This window comes from Ruegeria sp. YTSA105 (genome assembly GCF_059610225.1).
On the sequence record NZ_JBXWNE010000003.1, the window covers coordinates 386,493 to 403,666 of the forward strand.

The window sequence follows — 17,174 nt, forward strand, 5'->3', positions numbered from 1 at the left end:
CATGCGTTGGCCCCTGCTCATACCGCTCCTGCTCGGCTCGCCCCTTTGGGCGGCGGATTGGGATGTGCCCAACCGGGCGGGGGCCATCAATGAAACACTGGCGCAGGCGGCGGATGGAGACACCCTTCGCCTGAGCCCCGGTGTCTACTCTGAGACATTGGTTCTGGACCGGCCCGTCATTATTGACGGGCAGGGGCAGGCCGCCATTGACGGACAAGGCGTCGGCAGCGTCATCACCGTGACCGGACCGGGCGTGACCGTACGCGGTCTGACAGTGATTGGTTCGGGCTCGAGCCATGATGGGATCGACAGTGGCATTCAGCTGGTCAAAACGGCCCATGCGCCGGTGATCGAAGGCAATGTGTTGCTGGGCAATCTCTATGGCATCGACATCCACGGCGCCAAGGACAGCGTCGTGCGCGGCAACCGGATCGAAGGGCGTCAGGACAAGCGGATGAATGACCGCGGCAACGGCGTCTATGTCTGGAACGCACCGGGTGCGCGGGTCGAAGGCAATGATATCCGGTACGGGCGCGATGGGATCTTTGTGAACTCGTCCAAGAAGAACACCTTTACTGGAAACCTGTTCCGCGACCTGCGGTTCGCGGTGCACTACATGTATGCCGACGACTCGGTGGTCAGCGATAACGTCTCGATCGGCAATGATCTGGGCTATGCGGTGATGTTCACGACCAATGTCAAAGTCACCGGCAATGTGTCGATTGATGATCGCGAACATGGTGTGATGCTGAACTACGCCAACAAGAGCGTGATTTCCGGGAACGTCGTTAAGGGTGCAAAGGAGAAATGCACCTTCCTGTATAACTCGAACAAGAACGAATTCACCGACAACTGGTTCGAGGGTTGCGGCATCGGCATTCACTTCACTGCTGGGTCAGAACGTAACCGTATCGTCGGCAACGCCTTTGTCGGAAACCGGACTCAGGTGAAATACGTTTCGACCAAGTGGGTCGAGTGGTCTGAAGACGGGCGCGGCAATTACTGGTCCGATTTCGCCGCCTATGATGTGGATGGCAACGGCGTCGCTGATGCCCCTTATCGCCCCAATGACTCGATGGACCATGTGCTGTGGACCCAACCCGCAGCCAAGCTGCTGCTCGGCTCCCCTGCCGTGCAGCTGGTGCGCTGGTCGCAATCAGCCTTCCCGGCACTATTGCCGGGGGGTGTGATGGACAGCAATCCATTGATGCGAGCCCCTGAACCCTCAGCTATGAAAAAGGTGCCTCATGACGGATAAGGCCCTGACGATAAACAACGTCTGTAAGGACCGAGGCAAAACCCGCGTTCTTGACGATATCACCCTGTCCCTTGCCCCCGGTCAGCGCGTGGCGCTGCTGGGCCATAACGGCGCGGGCAAGTCGACACTGATCAAATCAATCCTTGGCCTGATCCCGATTGAGGGCGGAGCCATTCGAATCGGAGACGCCACACCCGGCAGCGCACAGGCGCGGCGGGATACGGCGTACTTGCCCGAGGCGGTGTCCTTCCACCCGGCGCTTACGGGCCGGGAACAGCTGACTCTTTTCGCGCAGCTCTCGGGGTCCAAGGCCGATGTGCCCGGTTTGCTGGATCGCGTCGGCCTCAGCGACGCACTGGACCGACGGATCGGGACCTACTCCAAGGGGATGCGGCAACGTCTGGGATTGGCGCAAGTGCTGCTGGGCCAGCCGAAAGTGGCATTGCTGGACGAGCCGACGAGCGGACTGGACCCGATTTCTCGGCAGGATCTGTACGCCATCATTGACGAACTGGCCGCAAAAGGCACCGCCGTCCTGATCGCATCGCATGCCCTGACTGAGGTCGAGGCCCGCACAGACCGGATCGCAATCATGCGCGGGGGCCGGATGGTGGCCGATGACACGTTAAACAACCTTTCGGCGCTGGCGGGTCTGCCAATCCGCCTGAAGGTGCGCGCCAGCTCTAACCCTGACGCCTTGGCCGCCAAACTGGGCGGCAGCCGGATCAATGGCGCGTCCGTTGAGTTGCTCTGCACCGTCGACGACAAGATGGAGGCCCTGCGCCGGATCGCCAGATTGGGCGATGCGGTGGCAGATGTGGAAATGACACCTCCCAAGCTGGAAGATCTCTATCGCTACTATGCACAGGAGAAGAGGCCATGACCCGCTTCCTCGCCATCACCCGCACTGAAATGTTGATCCTGCGCCGCAACCGCTGGCTGCTGATGGCAACACTGATCATGGTGTTATTCGCGCTGGCACTTACCTTTGCAGGCAGTGCACCCACAGGCACGCTTGGCGTTGATATGCTGACTGTCTCGGTTGCCTCGATGACGACGCTGTCGGTCTATCTTGCCCCCCTACTGGCATTGATGATTGCCTTTGACGCCATCGCAGGCGATGTGGATCGGGGCAGCTTATCGCTGCTCTTGTCCTATCCCGCCGGGCGCGGAGAAATCCTGTTGGGAAAATTCACCGCCCATTTGTCGGCGCTTGCCTTTGCGATGACCATCGGTTTTGGCACGGCTGGCGCGGTGGCAGCATGGTTCGGTGGCGCCGGTCCAGAAAGCCTGTTGGCTCTGGTCCGTCTTATCCTCACTTCGATCGTGCTGGGCGCCGTGTTTCTCGCACTGGGATACTTGCTGTCCGCCCTGGCAAAGGGGGCCACGGCGGCAGCAGGTCTGTCGGCCGGGCTCTGGCTGGTTTTTGTCGTCCTCTATGATCTGGGCCTGTTGGGGGCCGTCGTCATGGACAAGGGCGGCACCTTCACTCAATCCGTCTTTCCATGGGTGATGGTGGCCAACCCGGCCGACGCTTTCCGTCTGTGGAATATCGCCGCGACCGAGGGCGTCGCGATGGCATCCGGCATGACCGGCGCAGCGCAGGCTCTGCCCGTCTGGGCCGCCCCGTTGTCTTTGCTGATCTGGCCCCTGCTAGGCCTTGCACTTGCCCGGCTCGCGTTCCGAAGGGTCGAGCCATGAAGCGTCTTTTCCTGATTGCTCTACTCGCCCTGACCGCCTGTAAGGAAGAACAGATTGCCGCGCCTGACCCGGTCGATCTGACGCCAGACGCACTCAGCTTTTTTTGCCAGATGAATATTGCTGAACATGGTGGTCCCAAAGGACAGATTCACCTCGACGGCTATCCCACACCACTGTTTTTTGCGCAGGTTCGCGACATGGTTGCCTATCTCAAAAGCCCCGAACGCGAGGCAGCCATTGTTGCAATCTATGTCAGCGATATGGGAACCGCCCCAAGCTGGCATCAACCAGGTCAATCCAACTGGATCAATGCCGAAGGTGCGACTTTCGTCGTCGGGGCCAATGTCGCCGGCGGCATGGGCGCGCGCGAGGTCGTGCCCTTTGCCGACCCGACCGATGCGGACAGCTTCATCATCCTGTACGGAGGGTCCGCTTTGCCCCTGACTGACATACCCGACGCCGAAGTGCTTGGCCCCGTCGATCTGGACCTGAAACTGGAGACACCAGCATGAGCCGTTTGTCCCGACGTCGTTTTCTGATCATGTCTGCGGCATGCGCCGCGCTACCGGCGGTCGCATCTGGCGCACCAGTCGCGCATTGGCGTGGCATCGCGCTGGGGGCCAGGGCCAGCCTTGACCTTGTTGGCCTTTCTGAGGCAGAGGCGGCGCCCCTGCTGTCATCAATCGAGGTTGAACTGAACCGGCTGGAAGATATCTTTAGTCTGTACCGATCGCGATCACAGATTTCAGAGCTGAACCGAAGCGGATTGCTGCAGCAACCAGCCCCCGAACTGTTGAATGTACTGAGCCTGTGTTCGACCCTTCACAGTGCATCAGACGGGGCTTTTGACCCCACAATACAACCCGTCTGGAGGGCGATGGCCGCGCGCGCCAGCGCATCTGAATTGACTGCCGCCCAAGAAACTGTCGGCTGGCACCGAGTCCGATATGACGCTGATGCGATCCAGCTGCCGGAGCCCGGTGTCTCAGCCTTGACATTGAACGGTATCGCACAAGGCGCAATCACCGATCGCATTGCGGCGCTGTTACGGTCCTTTGGCTTACGCGATGTTCTGGTTAACATGGGAGAAATCGCGGCAATGGGTCAGCGAGGTGACGGGCAAGACTGGCGGGTCGGCCTTGCTGGTCACAATAATCAAGTCCTCAAGAAGATCACTTTGCGAGAACGCTCAGTAGCCACATCATCGGTTGCAGGCACGCTCTTGCCGGGCGACCACGGCCATATCCTGAACCCATTCGGCCCAAGCCCAAGCAACCACACTGTTTCCGTTTCCGCACCCAATGCAGCCTTAGCTGACGGTCTGTCCACAGCTCTTTGCGCCGTCCCAAAGGAATGGACCGGTAGAATTCTGCAGAGTTTTCCATTGGCCAGTTTGGAGTTGAGCGGATAATCCGCAGTCTGTTCCAAGGCAGTCAAATCGGCAAATTGGACCTGTCCGCTGAATCAACTTTACCGGTGGTCAACCTTTCGAGCGCCAGCAGCCTCATACCGAACAGTCATCCGAATTCAGAAACACCCCGGTAGTGCCGGCTCTTGCAACACCAACGGTACCGATTTCGGTGGTTTTAGCGGATTTGCCGACAATCCAGGCACCAATGGTCGATCACGAGAGCAAGCTTCGAACCTACCGCGTCCCGCGAGGATTTCGAAGGGCCGGGTCATTGAGTGCTGGAAACGGAACACCCGACCTTCCGATCACGTTATTTCTTGGCGGATGTGGCGGGTAAAGCCTTCAAAACGTGTAAGCCATCACAAAAAACATCATATGAAGATTTGGTGGCGGAGACGAAGGGATTCGAACCCTCGAGACCCTTCCGGGCCTACTCCCTTAGCAGGGGAGCGCCTTCGACCACTCGGCCACGTCTCCGCTGGCCGGTGTATTCGATAAGCGCCAAGAAATACAAGGGACCTCGTGAAAAAATCTTCAAAAAGTCAAATCCATGATGTCTATGGCTTTCGGGCTTGATCAAAGGCAGCCGCGAAACGTCACCCGCAATGCGTGTCTGCCGGGCCTTCCATAAGGCGATCAGACCCAAGAGACGTCGGCTGGGAAAGCGAGCGACGGCCCAACGAAACACTGATTTGAAAAGGGCCCTGTCCGAAACACCGGCAATGTACAAACAGAGAGTTTCCGAAGCTCCGGGTCAGCCCAATTAGGTGGGAATTTTCTCCAGCTTCATAGAAAACTTGCCAAACACATAGGCATTAAGGCATATTTGCTTAGATTTTTTACAAATAATACAAAGAAATAAATTCCACGAGGCACAGACCGGGCAGCGGGCGCATTGCGCTCTGGAATAACCTTGGGGAAGGGATAATTAGTTTGGTCTGGTTAAGAGTGTTGTGTGTTTCCTGTTGTGTTTTGATACTGCCGTCGCAGATCCTGGCCAACATTGGTACTGTCGTAAGCGTCAAACAAGGCGCAGAAATTACCCGAGCCGGGAATTCCCGGCCACTGCTTGAAGGCATGGAAGTTGCCTCGGGTGATTCCATATCCACAGACAGCAGAGGGGTAGTTCAGCTGATCTTTGTTGACGAAACGAAGATCGCGATAGGGCCTAATGCAAAGATGGCGCTGGATGTGACCATGTTGCGAAACAAGAAGAAGGCCAAGAATTTTGCCGTTCAGGCCTTGGGTGGAAGCTTTCGTTTCATCTCGGGCAACAGCAGAAAACGTGCCTATTCCATCCAGACCCCCACAGCGACAATGGCTGTGCGTGGGACCATATTCGACATGTGGGTTGTGCCTGGCACCCAAAGCTCGATGCTGGTGCTGGAAGGCACCGTGCAGATGTGCGGCCTGAAAGGCGGCTGCAGATCAACTGGACGTCAATGCAGCCTGTTTGCCACCAGTCAAAAAGGCAAGGTGGGCCGCCCGGCCGATCAGGCACAGTACGACGAAGCAGTGAAAAATGGATTTCCGTTCATTCAGTCACAGGAACGGCTTTTGAGTCCGCTGCGCGTGAATATCGAAGGCTGCGCCGGAGAATCAGCACCAGTGCAGCCCATCGAAAAATCCGACGCTCCCGAGCCCCGCCCAGCGCCCCCGCAGCGGCAAGCGGTGAAGGCTTCGGTAGCATCTGCACCCGTTGAGGCGCCCAGTATAGAAGGCGGTGCAGCGCCGGATACGAAACCGAATAGACCTGTTAACTGAGCATCGGCTGATATGGGTAATCGGTAATGTCGGGCAGTGAAAGCGACCACTGTCTTCGGAGGCAACCGTGACGGTTAAGTCGAAAGAACGGAGCACTCGCCGCAGGGGTTTTCGCCTTGTGGGTTTGTGCCTGATCCTGTTTGGATGCTTTGTCAGGGTCATAGATCCGTTTCCCGTGCGCATGACTCGGCTAATATATTTCGACATCCTTCAGCGGATGGCCCCACGCGATTACACCCCCGACCTGCCTATCCGTGTTGTCGACATAGACGAACAGTCACTAGCCAACTGGGGGCAATGGCCGTGGCCGCGCAATCTCATGGCTCAGATGGTTGAAAACCTCGGCCAAAATGGCGCTGCGGTCATCGCTTTTGACATGCTGTTTGTCGAACCCGACCGCTATTCGCCTGCTCGATTATTGGAAGACCCTGCGTTGGCCGAGGTGCTCTCGGTCGATGAAGACGCCCAAAACCTGGACAACGATGTTTTTTTCGGAGCCGAAATCGCCAAATGGCCGGTTGTTCTGGGTGTAGCGGCCCGTGTGGCCGATGATGGTCAGCCCGTCATATCCAAGGCGGGGATCATCGAGATCGGTGAGTCTCCGACCTCAGGACTCGTCCAGGTTCCGCATTGGACTCCTCCTGCTCCGCCACTTTATTCAGATGCAACAGGCATTGGGGGCGTGAATGTCTCACCACTTGGTGGGACCGGTGTGGTCCGCCGGGTCCCGGTACTTTGGGGGGGACCGGATGGCGCCCTGCCAAGCCTGGGAATTGAGGCCCTTCGGGTGGCCTTGGGGGAAACAGTCCTTTTCGCCGAGGGCGCGTCCGATGAATCCGGTGTCATGCTGGCGCTTGAACTGGGCGATTTTCGATTGCCAACAACTCAGAACGGCGAAGTCTGGATCCGGTACAGGCGAGACCGGCCTGAACTGTATGTTTCTGCCAATGACGTTATGACGAATCCGGATGATCCTGCGCTGCGGTCCCGGATCGAAAACCAGATTATTCTTGTTGGCACCTCTGCGGCGGGTCTGTTTGATATGCACCAGACCTCGCTCGGAGAATCCGTGCCCGGCGTCTCGATCCACGCGCAGTTACTTGAACAGGTCCTAACGGGCGAAATGCTCAGCCGATCCGATGTGACCGCTGCGCTTGAGTTGGTCTCATTCGTCTTACTGGGGTTAGTGGTCGTCGCCGTCATGTCCAGCTTTGGTGCGGTCGCATCCTTCATTGCGGGTGGCGTATCTGCAGCCGTAGTTGTGCTGATCAGCTGGATGGCCTTTCAAAATCAACTCGTATTATTTGATGCAACCTTCCCACTTGCTGGTGGGATGGCGAATTTCGGGCTGTTGGCCGGATATCTATTCATTTCGACCGAGCGCGAGAAAAGAGCGATCCGAAAGATTTTTTCTCACTATGTCGCTCCTGAAATTTTGGATGAAATGGAAGGCTCGGACCATCAGTTGGTCCTTGGTGGAGAAACACAAGAGATCACCGTCATGTTCGCCGACATCCGTGGATTTACCCCGTTATCCGAGTCGGTTTCGGCCACGGAGCTCGTCGCCATTCTGAATGAGCTGTTTTCACAGGTCGGAGATCAGATTTTGCACGAGCGAGGCACAATCGACAAATTCATCGGCGACGCAGTCATGGCGTTCTGGAACGCTCCGCTTCCGGTCGAAAATCATCCCTGTCGCGCTGCACGGGCAGCCTTGATGATGCGCGGTGCATTGGCACAGTTCAATAGGTCCGAAATCATGCGCGAACGGCCACCCATTGCGCTGGCCACTGGCTGCGCGACAGGACAGGCCTGTGTGGGCAATATCGGGTCGCGGCGGCGGTTCAATTATACTGTGATCGGAGATGTGGTGAACGTCGCCGCCAGGATCGAACAAAGCTGCCGACATGTCGACTATGACATCCTGGTTTCGAATTCAGTTTACATTCTAGGCAAACAAGAGTTGGCGATGTTGGAAGCTGGGTTTGTGGACCTGAAAGGAAAAAAGAACCTGGAGCCCGTTTACATATTGATTGGCGATCAGGACATGCTCGACAGCGAGGCATTCCAGAACTTACGCGATGCGCATGCTCAACTTTTGTCGGCCATACGTGCGCGTGAACCGCTGGAGCGCACCGATGAGCTGCGCCAAAACTGCATCGACATTGCCAAAGAAATCGAACCCGGTCTTCTGTCCTTTTATCGCGCGCTGTCTGGGCGCACTGCGGATTTTCTGTCCGATGTCCAATCAAACAAGCTGTTGTTCAGTCATCACGCCCGTGAAGGACAAAATCTGGCCTAGCGGGCCCAGAGCCATTGCAACTTTTAAGCGAGCATGTGAACCCCATAGAACCGCCCTGAAGCAGGCGCGGAAGTTGGGGAACCATATTGCTAAAGCCAAATCATCCATCCTGAACTTGGCTCCTTACTTCTGGCCTGAAGAAACTGGATCAGCACCTTACTGCACCGAGCTGACCATGTTGGGTGCTCATCGTGAAACAGACGCCATTATGGCCTATGTTCCGACTATTCTGACCTTGTTTGGCGCCCACACGCTTACCGAAGCAATCAAAAATGGCACGTCGCCGAAAACGCGTTTTTCGCCCCCAAACACAGACCAGCCTGCGGTCTCCTGGGCATTTGCGGGGTCGGGCTTCTAAGCAACCTGTCCCGCGAGTAAGGGCTGTACGATTTTCTTGAAACAGCCGGATCTCTGCACTCTCTCGGGGTTGAAGTCGAAATGATCCTGGCCGGACCGGCCCACTGGAGCAAGACCTGACCTCGATCAAAGCCGCCGTCGCCAAAGACGAGATCAGATGGGACAGCCCGCTATATGGCGAAAAAAAGCAGCAATTATATGATGAGATTGACGTGTTTCTGTTTCCAACTCGATATAGTTTCGAAGCTCAACCAACTGTAATCTACGATGCCTTCGCGTCGGACACAGCCGTGACCTCTTTCGCGCGCAGAGCTATCGAAGAACAGGTTCAGGTTTGCATTGCGACCGTCGCCGTCGATCAGAGCTTTCACGAAACCGCCACCCAATTCCCCACGGGTTCCTAAGAAAGGCCGATCACGCGACCAACAGAATGACCACACCATTGGAGCATTTGGGCAAATCTATCTAATGTGAGGCCGCATTAGACGAATAGTAATACGCGATGGCCTGCGTCCTATTCTTAACCGATAGTTTTTCGTAAATGTTTGACAGGTGAAATTTCACGGTATTGGTCGATATCTGAAGCTCTTTGGACAACTCGCGGTTGGACATGCCCTTGGCTAGAGCTTCCAGAATCGCGCGCTCTTTCCGCGACAGGCTGTGGATCGGATTCTGTTGCATCTGGCGGACATCGATGAACGGAAACACCATCTTGCCAGCAGCCACGTCCGCGCAGGTTTCCAGCAACGCTTCAACTTCACCAGACCGGGATGAGAACCCCGCAGCTCCTGCCTGCATTGCAAGGCGCGGAACATCTCCGACATCATCGCCGTAAATGACAAAACGGGGCGCGCCTTCCTGTTCTCGCAAAACCTCGATCAATTTGGCCGCGCCAAGAACAGGCAAGCTCCAGGAAATCACACACACCTGGACCGGAACTCTCATGACCGCGCCCAGGAACCCTTCAGCTGTCGCCGATGTGGCAACCAAAGAGAATCGCGGATCACGTTCAAAAATCTCCGACATGGCCGATAAGACCAGCGGATTGTTGTCGGCAAGCATGACGTCAATCGGTAGTTGTGAAGGCTCTGTCATTGATTTTACATCCAAATCCTCAAGAAACTACCCATTCGTATAGGTCAAAACTTGGTATACTTCGGTATTCTTGCCAATACGGATAGGTTTTTCCCCATCCCATTAGAAGTCCTAAAGCAGTAGTAAGTTACGTTGCGCGATGACGCAAGCAAGGCTTTCCTGATCCACAACGAGATGTCTGGGCGTGGTTGACCACCCCAACGATCAAGGAGGATCGCAATGACTTTCCAGATTTATCCAACGCTCGAAATCCCCGAGACGCTGGCCGCAGGCCCCGGGCCGGGCAATACAGACGCGCGCGTTCTACAAGCCTTTTCCAGCGCCGGAGTTGCGGATCACATGCAGGGCGACGTTTTGCGCGGCATGATCGAATGCAAGCACATGCTGCGCGAAATCTGGGGCACCACGAACATATACACCTTTGCGGTCGCAGGCACTGGTTGGAGCGCTTTGGACACCATGTTCTCGGCTGTCATGCCCGGTGACAAGGTTGTTGCGTTCAACAACGGGACCTTTTCGGGCATCGATACACTGACCCTTCGGATCAAGGCAGCGACACCGGACGAACATGCTGCCAACCCCTTGGATCCGCAGGCCGCCAGTGTCACGATCATCGACGTGCCGCATGGTCAGTCGGTGACCGGTGACATGGTCGAAGCCGCACTGGCTGAACACAAGCCCAAATGGGCGTTTATGGCACATTGGGAAACGGGATCAGGACGCATCAATGATTTGCGCGGTTTCTCGGATGCCTGCGAGCACCATGGTGCAATGGGTCTGATCGACGCCGTTTCGTCTTTGGGTGTCGAAGATTTCCGGGTTGATGATTATCCGGGCATCGCGGGCTGGGCCTCTTGTCCGCAAAAGGGCCTGTGCTGCTTGCCGCTTACCTATGCTCCCGTCAGTTTTACCGACGCATATATCGACAGCCTGAAAGCAACGGGTGCCTACAGCTATGTTCACAATCCCATTTTCGAGGCCCGCCACTGGGGCATCGTCGATGGCCAGGATGTTGAAAAAGGCACATATCACCGAACACATTCGGGCTATGCTGTCGCGGCCTTTCATGAATCGTTACGCCTGACCCTGCAGGAGGGGCTAGCGAAGCGCGCGCATGCCTACAAAACGCACGAGGCCGTGCTGCGCGATGCCGTCATTGCGATGGGCTGCGAGGTCACCTCGGACATGTCCAGCCTTGTGGTGCTGAACCTGCCCGCTGAACTTGCAGGCCGCGAAATGGAGCTGGTGCAGAATTGCCGGGCCCGGGGCTTTGGCATCTGGCCAACCCTCAGCGCACCTGTTCAGGTCCGCATCGGCATCCTGAACCAACTGAATCATCAGTCGATCGGCCGCATCGTGCATTTGTTTGCCGAAGCAATCCGCGAGATGGGTGGTTCGGTGAATCTCGAAGCGATCGAAGCGCTTCTGGAAAGCCGCTACGGCACATCTATCGCTGCATAAACGGGAGGAAATGCAGATGGATATCCACGAATATCAGGCGAAAGAACTTCTTTCGAATTTCGGTGTCGAAGTCCCTTCGGGGGCCTTGGCCTACAGCCCCGAGCAAGCTGCCTATCGTGCACGTGAGCTGGGCGGCGACAAGTGGATTGTAAAGGCTCAGGTTCACGCAGGTGGCCGCGGCAAAGCTGGGGGCGTAAAGCTGTGCAATTCGGAAAGCGAAATATACGCAGCCTGTGAGGAGATGTTTGGCCGCAAGCTGGTGACGCATCAGACCGGACCCGATGGCAAAGGCATCTATCGCGTCTACGTCGAATCTGCCGTTCCGATCGATCGGGAAATCTATCTGGGTTTTGTGCTCGACCGCTCAAGCCAACGCGTGATGATCGTCGCCTCGTCCGAGGGCGGAATGGAGATCGAGGATATTTCCGCAGAACGCCCTGAAAGCATTGTCCGCTCCATCGTCGAACCTGCGGTAGGTCTGCAGGAGTTTCAGGCGCGCGAGATTGCCTTCAATCTGGGACTGGAGCCCCGTCTGATCCAAAACATGGTCCGCACCCTCCAAGGGTGTTACGCCGCTTTCAACAAGCTGGACGCGACTATGGTTGAAATCAATCCGCTCGTCATCACCGGCGACGATCGAGTGTTGGCGCTGGACGCCAAGATGAGCTTTGACGACAACGCCTTGTTCCGCCACCCGCAGGTCGCGGAGCTTCGCGACAAAAGCCAGGAAGACCCCCGTGAAAGCCGCGCAGCGGATCGTGGCCTGTCTTATGTCGGGCTGGACGGCAATATCGGCTGCATCGTGAATGGTGCCGGTTTGGCCATGGCGACGATGGACACGATCAAGCTGGCCGGGGGAGAGCCTGCAAACTTCCTCGATATCGGAGGCGGCGCGTCACCAGAACGTGTTGCCAAAGCTTTCCGATTGGTACTGTCCGACAAGAACGTCCAAGCGGTTCTGGTCAACATATTCGCCGGCATCAACCGCTGCGACTGGGTTGCCGAAGGCGTCGTGCAGGCTCTGAAGGAACTGGATATCGACATCCCAGTCATCGTGCGCCTTGCCGGGACGAATGTTGAAGAAGGTCAGAAAATACTCGCCAAGTCCGGCCTGCCGATTATTCGTGCAACAACATTGATGGAAGCTGCCGAACGCGCCGTTGGTGCATGGCAAAACGATTTGACCCAAAACACCAAGATGAGGGCTGTGTAATGAGCATTCTTCTGGACCGCGACACCCGCGTTATTGTTCAGGGCATCACTGGACGTATGGCGCGCTTTCACACCAAGGATATGTTGGAATACGGCACCAATGTTGTTGGCGGTGTCGTCCCTGGCAAGGGCGGCGAAATCGTAGAAGGCGTGCCTGTCTTCGACACTGTCAAACAAGCGGTCACGGCCACCGGCGCAGAGGCCAGCCTTGTCTTCGTGCCGCCCCCGTTTGCGGCGGATTCGATCATGGAGGCCGCAGATGCCGGTATCCGTTATTGCGTTTGCATAACCGACGGCATCCCGGCGCAGGACATGATCCGCGTCAAACGCTATATGTATCGCTATCCCAAGGACAATCGCATGGTGCTGACCGGCCCGAACTGTGCTGGAACTATCAGCCCTGGCAAGGCGCTGCTGGGGATTATGCCGGGCCATATTTACCTGCCGGGCAATGTCGGCATCATCGGTCGTTCGGGCACGCTGGGCTATGAAGCCGCAGCGCAGCTGAAGGAGCGTGGTATTGGCGTCTCAACCAGCGTTGGTATCGGTGGCGACCCGATCAACGGCTCGTCGTTCCGCGATATCCTTGAGCGGTTCGAACAGGATGAGGACACCGAGGTCATCGCCATGATCGGCGAAATCGGCGGCCCTCAGGAAGCCGAGGCGGCCGAGTATATCCGAGACCACGTCACCAAACCCGTCGTGGCCTATGTCGCCGGTCTGACCGCACCCAAAGGCAGGACCATGGGTCATGCCGGGGCGATCATCTCGGCATTTGGCGAAAGCGCCTCGGAAAAGGTCGAAATCCTATCGGCGGCGGGTGTGACTGTTGCTGAAAACCCTGCGGTAATTGGCGAGACCATCGCCCGCGTCATGGGAGAGGCTGCGTGATGGTCAAACCTTCGGTCCTTGTCACCCGTCGCTGGCCCGCCGCCGTCGAGGCGCAACTGGCCGAAAACTATAACACCGTACTCAACATCGGGGACAAACCATTGTCCCCGGCCGAGATCCGCGACGCGTTGAAACGTTATGACGCGGTTCTGCCTACGGTCACCGACACGCTCAGCGCCGAGGCGCTGGACGTATCTGCGGCGCAAACCAAAATCCTCGCCAATTATGGAGTTGGTTACAGCCATATCTGTGAACCCGCTGCGCGCAGCCTTGGTATGACCGTAACCAATACGCCGGATGTCCTGTCCGAATGCACGGCTGATCTGGCCATGACATTGCTGCTGATTGTAGCCCGCCGCGCCGGCCAAGGCGAACGTGAGCTGCGCGCGGGCGGCTGGACCGGCTGGCGCCCGACCCATCTGGTCGGCACCAAGGTCAGCGGCAAGACTCTGGGCATCATCGGTTTTGGCCGCATCGGTCAGGAAATGGCCCGTCGCGCGCACCATGGGTTCGGCATGAATATTCTTGTCCAGAACCGGAGCACTGTCTCGTCCGAGGTATTGAAACAGTTCAACGCAACTCAGGTCGATACCGTGGACGATCTGCTGCCGCACTGCGACTTCGTCTCACTGCACTGCCCGGGTGGGGCCGCAAACCGGCACCTGATCAACGGGCGCAGAATGGATCTGATGAAGCCCAACGCCTTCCTCATCAACACTGCGCGCGGTGAGGTCGTGGATGAGCACGCGCTTGTGCAGTCGCTGATGTTCGACACGATCGGTGGGGCTGCTTTGGACGTGTTCGATGGCGAACCTCGCATTAGCCCGGATCTGTTGCAATGCGACAACCTGGTGATGCTACCCCATCTGGGTAGCGCCACAAAAGAATCGCGCGAGGCCATGGGCTTTCGCGTACTCGACAATCTGGCCGACTTTTTCGCAGGTCGCACCCCGCGGGACCAGGTGATCTGATGCAAGCGCTGGCCCGCAATATTCCGTCCACCCCGGACCCTTCGGGCTATGCCGAGGAATTGCGCTCGGAACTGCGGGCGTTGTGGCGGAATATTCTGTCGAAGCGGGCGCCGCATGTGGCGACATGGGCCGAGGCCATGCCGTTGCAACCCATCCCTACAGGGCTCGAGGCAACGCCGTATCTGCAAGCCCTATCGATCTGGTTCCAACTGTTACGCATCATTGATGAAAACGCCCATGTCCGGGACCGGCGCCTTACCGAGACCCTAAGCGGCGCGGAAGCGGTCGAAGGCGGGTTTGCCGAGGTATTGTCTGAACTGCAATTAACGGACAGCCAGACAAAAAAACTGACGGCTGACCTATGCGCCGGTCCCACCCTGACCGCGCACCCGACCGAGGCCAAACGGGTCACCGTTTTGGAAATTCACCGGCGGATCTACCGCAATCTTGTCAGTCTTGAAGTGCAACGATGGACCCCGACCGAACGCACCGAATTGCTGAATGGTCTGGAAGGCGAGATTGATCTTTTGTGGCTGACAGGCGAACTTCGCCTGTCGCGCCCAAGCCTGCGCGACGAGATCGAGTGGGGGTTGCAATTCTTCCGGGATGCAATCTTTGACGCCGTCCCGCAGGTCATGGATCGGTTCGATCAGGCCTGCATGCATGTGTTGGGTCAGACTCTAGGCAAAACACCCAACATTCGCTTTCACAGCTGGATTGGCGGCGACCGGGATGGCAATCCGAATGTCACAACCGAGATGACCGCACTGGCCCTGCAACGCGGCCGTGAAACGGTTCAGGATCTTTATCGTCAGGCCATCGATCAAGCTGCAAGCCGGTTGAGCATCAGCGCGCTCATATTGCCGCTTCCTGAGTCAAACCGTGCACGTGTACAAGAAATTATCGACCGGACTCCGGACGACGATCGCAATCGAAACGAACCGTTCCGGCAGGCTCTCAATGCCATTCGCTATCGGCTGACCGATGGCGGCTATGATCACATCTCACAATTCGTAAGCGATCTTGGGGCACTTGATGCGGCTTTATGCGCGGTCAACGCCGACGTCCTGGCACAGAGGCATATCCGTCCGCTGTGCCGTGCCGCTATGGTTTTCGGGTTCCGAACCACAACCCTGGATATTCGTCAGAATTCAACCGTCACGAATGACGTTCTGACGGAACTTTGGTCACAATCCGGACATGCACCGGAATATGGCACGCCCGACTGGTCTACCCGTCTGCGATCAGAGCTGGCAGATCAAAACCTGCCCTATCAAAACCGCGAGGCGCTGAACGATCAGGCGCAGGAAATGCTGGCGCTCTTAGCGCTTGTTCATAGTGTTCGCTCGGGGCCGGACCCCAAGGCAATTGGGCCATTTATCCTGTCCATGACCCGGTCTGCCGATGATATTCTCGGTGTGTACCTGCTGGCCCGCTATTCCGGTTTCGGGTCCGAGACACTGGATATCTCGGTGGTGCCATTATTCGAAACGATTGCAGATCTTCGCAATGCCCCTGCGATCCTGCTGGACGTTTTGGCAGTACCGCTTGCCCGCCGCAGCCTCAAAACCGATGGAAATGAAATCGAAGTGATGCTGGGGTATTCGGACAGCGGCAAGGATGGCGGGTATTTCTGCTCAACATGGGAGCTGGAGCGCGCCCAACGTCGCATCGTGACGGCACTGGCTTCGCAAGGTTTCAAGGTCACGTTTTTCCATGGACGCGGCGGCTCAGTCAGTCGGGGCGGCGCTCCCACTGGGCGGGCGATTGCTGCGCAGCCCAGCGGAACAATTGCCGGGAGCTTGCGCGTAACTGAACAGGGCGAAGTTGTTTCGACCAGATACGCCAACCGCGGAACAGCCGCGGCCCATCTGGAACTGCTCCTCTCAAGCACGTTGCGTCATACCGCCAATCCCGGCGAAACCCTGGCCCGGCCCGAGTTCGACGACGCGTTGGATGCTCTGTCGGAACTGTCACAGACAGCCTATGTCTCGCTTTTGAAGATGCCAGGCTTTCTGGACTATTTCCAGCAGGCCAGCCCGGTCGAGGAATTAGCCCGCCTGAAAATAGGATCTCGTCCGGCACGTCGCTTTGGCGCGGCCAGTCTGGATGATCTGCGCGCCATTCCATGGGTCTTTGCCTGGTCGCAGAACCGCCACCTGATCACGGGCTGGTATGGTTTCGGGGCCGCAATGGCCAGCTTCCGCAAATTTCGTGGCGCGCGCGGTGATGAAGTGCTGCAGGATATGTTTCAGCACTCCCGGCTGTTCCGCCTTGCCGTCGATGAAATGGAGAAATCGCTCTATCAGGCGGATATGGGCATCGCCGCACAATACGGCGAACTAGTGCACGATGAGAACACCCGACAAATCGTCTTTCAGTCAATCAAAGCGGAATACGATAGCGCCTGCAGTGCAGTGCAATTTCTGACGGGAGGACAAACTATCGGACACCGTTTCCCTCGCCTGTGCGAGCGGTTTGATCGCAAACGGGCAGAACTGGCCCGCATTCACGCGCTGCAGGTCGAATTGCTGCGACAAGCTCGAACCGAGCCTCAGGCAGGATCGGTTCCTGTTCCCCTGCTGCAATCGATGAACGCTATTTCCGCTGGCCTTGGCTGGACCGGCTAACCCTTTTAGGAGGTTTCAAAGTGAACGCCCCGCAACGCACTCAAGGTTTTTTCACCCAGTCTCTCTCAGAGCGCGACCCAGAGCTGTTCGGCTCGATCACGTCCGAGCTGGGCCGTCAGCG

At 57.3% G+C, this 17,174-nt stretch carries 13 protein-coding genes and 1 tRNA gene; 12 read left to right on the forward strand and 2 right to left on the reverse strand.

Annotation, left to right across the window (positions count from 1 at the left end; all coding sequences use genetic code 11):
* Window position 1: 1 nt before the first annotated feature.
* The 5 genes from AC2FH2_RS06780 to AC2FH2_RS06800 are packed head-to-tail and all read left to right on the forward strand — an operon-like array spanning window position 2 to window position 4,370.
* The gene (locus AC2FH2_RS06780) at window positions 2-1,258 is read left to right on the forward strand and encodes a nitrous oxide reductase family maturation protein NosD (RefSeq protein WP_496712346.1); all 1,257 of its coding nucleotides are present in this window, start codon (window positions 2-4) and stop codon (window positions 1,256-1,258) included.
* A complete protein-coding gene (locus AC2FH2_RS06785) occupies window positions 1,248-2,141 on the forward strand; it encodes an ABC transporter ATP-binding protein (protein ID WP_496823191.1) in 894 nt (297 codons plus the stop codon). Before AC2FH2_RS06780 ends, AC2FH2_RS06785 begins: the two co-directional genes overlap by 11 nt.
* Window positions 2,138-2,959 (forward strand): ABC transporter permease, encoded by an 822-nt coding sequence (locus tag AC2FH2_RS06790; protein ID WP_271948643.1) that lies wholly within the window; start codon window positions 2,138-2,140, stop codon window positions 2,957-2,959. The genes AC2FH2_RS06785 and AC2FH2_RS06790 overlap by 4 nt, the downstream gene beginning before the upstream one ends.
* Window positions 2,956-3,471 (forward strand): nitrous oxide reductase accessory protein NosL, encoded by a 516-nt coding sequence (locus AC2FH2_RS06795; RefSeq protein ID WP_142635212.1) that lies wholly within the window; start codon window positions 2,956-2,958, stop codon window positions 3,469-3,471. Before AC2FH2_RS06790 ends, AC2FH2_RS06795 begins: the two co-directional genes overlap by 4 nt.
* A complete protein-coding gene (locus AC2FH2_RS06800) occupies window positions 3,468-4,370 on the forward strand; it encodes an FAD:protein FMN transferase (RefSeq protein ID WP_496823192.1) in 903 nt (300 codons plus the stop codon). Before AC2FH2_RS06795 ends, AC2FH2_RS06800 begins: the two co-directional genes overlap by 4 nt.
* Window positions 4,371-4,757: 387 nt before the next feature.
* Here the strand turns inward: AC2FH2_RS06800 and AC2FH2_RS06805 are convergent.
* A tRNA-Ser gene (locus AC2FH2_RS06805) sits at window positions 4,758-4,847 on the reverse strand.
* A gap of 600 nt (window positions 4,848-5,447) precedes the next feature.
* Between AC2FH2_RS06805 and AC2FH2_RS06810 the strand changes: the two genes are divergently transcribed.
* Together AC2FH2_RS06810 and AC2FH2_RS06815 are read left to right on the forward strand one after the other, a co-directional pair.
* Window positions 5,448-6,134 carry a FecR family protein gene (locus tag AC2FH2_RS06810; RefSeq protein WP_281972630.1) on the forward strand — a complete coding sequence of 229 codons (687 nt, stop codon included), beginning with the start codon at window positions 5,448-5,450 and terminating at the stop codon, window positions 6,132-6,134.
* 181 nt (window positions 6,135-6,315) lie between these two features.
* Window positions 6,316-8,436 (forward strand): CHASE2 domain-containing protein, encoded by a 2,121-nt coding sequence (locus tag AC2FH2_RS06815; protein WP_496689139.1) that lies wholly within the window; start codon window positions 6,316-6,318, stop codon window positions 8,434-8,436.
* Window positions 8,437-9,258: 822 nt separating this feature from the next.
* On the opposite strand, the gene AC2FH2_RS06820 is transcribed toward AC2FH2_RS06815, so the two are convergent.
* Window positions 9,259-9,888, reverse strand: a complete 630-nt coding sequence (locus tag AC2FH2_RS06820; protein WP_496689141.1) for a response regulator transcription factor — start codon at window positions 9,886-9,888, stop codon at window positions 9,259-9,261.
* Between the two features lie 219 nt (window positions 9,889-10,107).
* On the opposite strand from AC2FH2_RS06820, the gene AC2FH2_RS06825 reads away from it, so the two are divergent.
* The 5 genes from AC2FH2_RS06825 to AC2FH2_RS06845 are packed head-to-tail and all read left to right on the forward strand — an operon-like array spanning window position 10,108 to window position 17,053.
* Entirely contained in the window at window positions 10,108-11,349 is a 1,242-nt protein-coding gene (locus tag AC2FH2_RS06825; RefSeq protein ID WP_281972632.1) for a pyridoxal-phosphate-dependent aminotransferase family protein, read from the forward strand.
* A gap of 16 nt (window positions 11,350-11,365) precedes the next feature.
* Window positions 11,366-12,562 carry a malate--CoA ligase subunit beta gene (locus AC2FH2_RS06830; RefSeq protein ID WP_281972633.1) on the forward strand — a complete coding sequence of 399 codons (1,197 nt, stop codon included), beginning with the start codon at window positions 11,366-11,368 and terminating at the stop codon, window positions 12,560-12,562.
* Window positions 12,562-13,452: a succinate--CoA ligase subunit alpha gene (gene sucD / locus AC2FH2_RS06835; RefSeq protein ID WP_281972634.1), complete on the forward strand. Its 891-nt coding sequence runs from the start codon at window positions 12,562-12,564 to the stop codon at window positions 13,450-13,452. The genes AC2FH2_RS06830 and sucD overlap by 1 nt, the downstream gene beginning before the upstream one ends.
* Window positions 13,452-14,423: a 2-hydroxyacid dehydrogenase gene (locus AC2FH2_RS06840; protein WP_496823193.1), complete on the forward strand. Its 972-nt coding sequence runs from the start codon at window positions 13,452-13,454 to the stop codon at window positions 14,421-14,423. Before sucD ends, AC2FH2_RS06840 begins: the two co-directional genes overlap by 1 nt.
* Window positions 14,423-17,053 (forward strand): phosphoenolpyruvate carboxylase, encoded by a 2,631-nt coding sequence (locus AC2FH2_RS06845; protein WP_496823194.1) that lies wholly within the window; start codon window positions 14,423-14,425, stop codon window positions 17,051-17,053. The genes AC2FH2_RS06840 and AC2FH2_RS06845 overlap by 1 nt, the downstream gene beginning before the upstream one ends.
* The last annotated feature ends 121 nt before the right edge of the window (window positions 17,054-17,174 follow it).

What these genes read in the sequence shown, in the direction of transcription:
- AC2FH2_RS06780 (WP_496712346.1), top strand. Translation starts at nt 2, where the DNA reads ATGCGTTGGCCCCTGCTCATACCGCTCCTGCTCGGCTCGCCCCTTTGG.
- AC2FH2_RS06785 (WP_496823191.1), top strand. Translation starts at nt 1,248, where the DNA reads ATGACGGATAAGGCCCTGACGATAAACAACGTCTGTAAGGACCGAGGC.
- AC2FH2_RS06790 (WP_271948643.1), top strand. Translation starts at nt 2,138, where the DNA reads ATGACCCGCTTCCTCGCCATCACCCGCACTGAAATGTTGATCCTGCGC.
- AC2FH2_RS06795 (WP_142635212.1), top strand. Translation starts at nt 2,956, where the DNA reads ATGAAGCGTCTTTTCCTGATTGCTCTACTCGCCCTGACCGCCTGTAAG.
- AC2FH2_RS06800 (WP_496823192.1), top strand. Translation starts at nt 3,468, where the DNA reads ATGAGCCGTTTGTCCCGACGTCGTTTTCTGATCATGTCTGCGGCATGC.
- AC2FH2_RS06810 (WP_281972630.1), top strand. Translation starts at nt 5,448, where the DNA reads ATGGAAGTTGCCTCGGGTGATTCCATATCCACAGACAGCAGAGGGGTA.
- AC2FH2_RS06815 (WP_496689139.1), top strand. Translation starts at nt 6,316, where the DNA reads ATGACTCGGCTAATATATTTCGACATCCTTCAGCGGATGGCCCCACGC.
- AC2FH2_RS06820 (WP_496689141.1), bottom strand. Translation starts at nt 9,888, where the DNA reads ATGACAGAGCCTTCACAACTACCGATTGACGTCATGCTTGCCGACAAC.
- AC2FH2_RS06825 (WP_281972632.1), top strand. Translation starts at nt 10,108, where the DNA reads ATGACTTTCCAGATTTATCCAACGCTCGAAATCCCCGAGACGCTGGCC.
- AC2FH2_RS06830 (WP_281972633.1), top strand. Translation starts at nt 11,366, where the DNA reads ATGGATATCCACGAATATCAGGCGAAAGAACTTCTTTCGAATTTCGGT.
- sucD (WP_281972634.1), top strand. Translation starts at nt 12,562, where the DNA reads ATGAGCATTCTTCTGGACCGCGACACCCGCGTTATTGTTCAGGGCATC.
- AC2FH2_RS06840 (WP_496823193.1), top strand. Translation starts at nt 13,452, where the DNA reads ATGGTCAAACCTTCGGTCCTTGTCACCCGTCGCTGGCCCGCCGCCGTC.
- AC2FH2_RS06845 (WP_496823194.1), top strand. Translation starts at nt 14,423, where the DNA reads ATGCAAGCGCTGGCCCGCAATATTCCGTCCACCCCGGACCCTTCGGGC.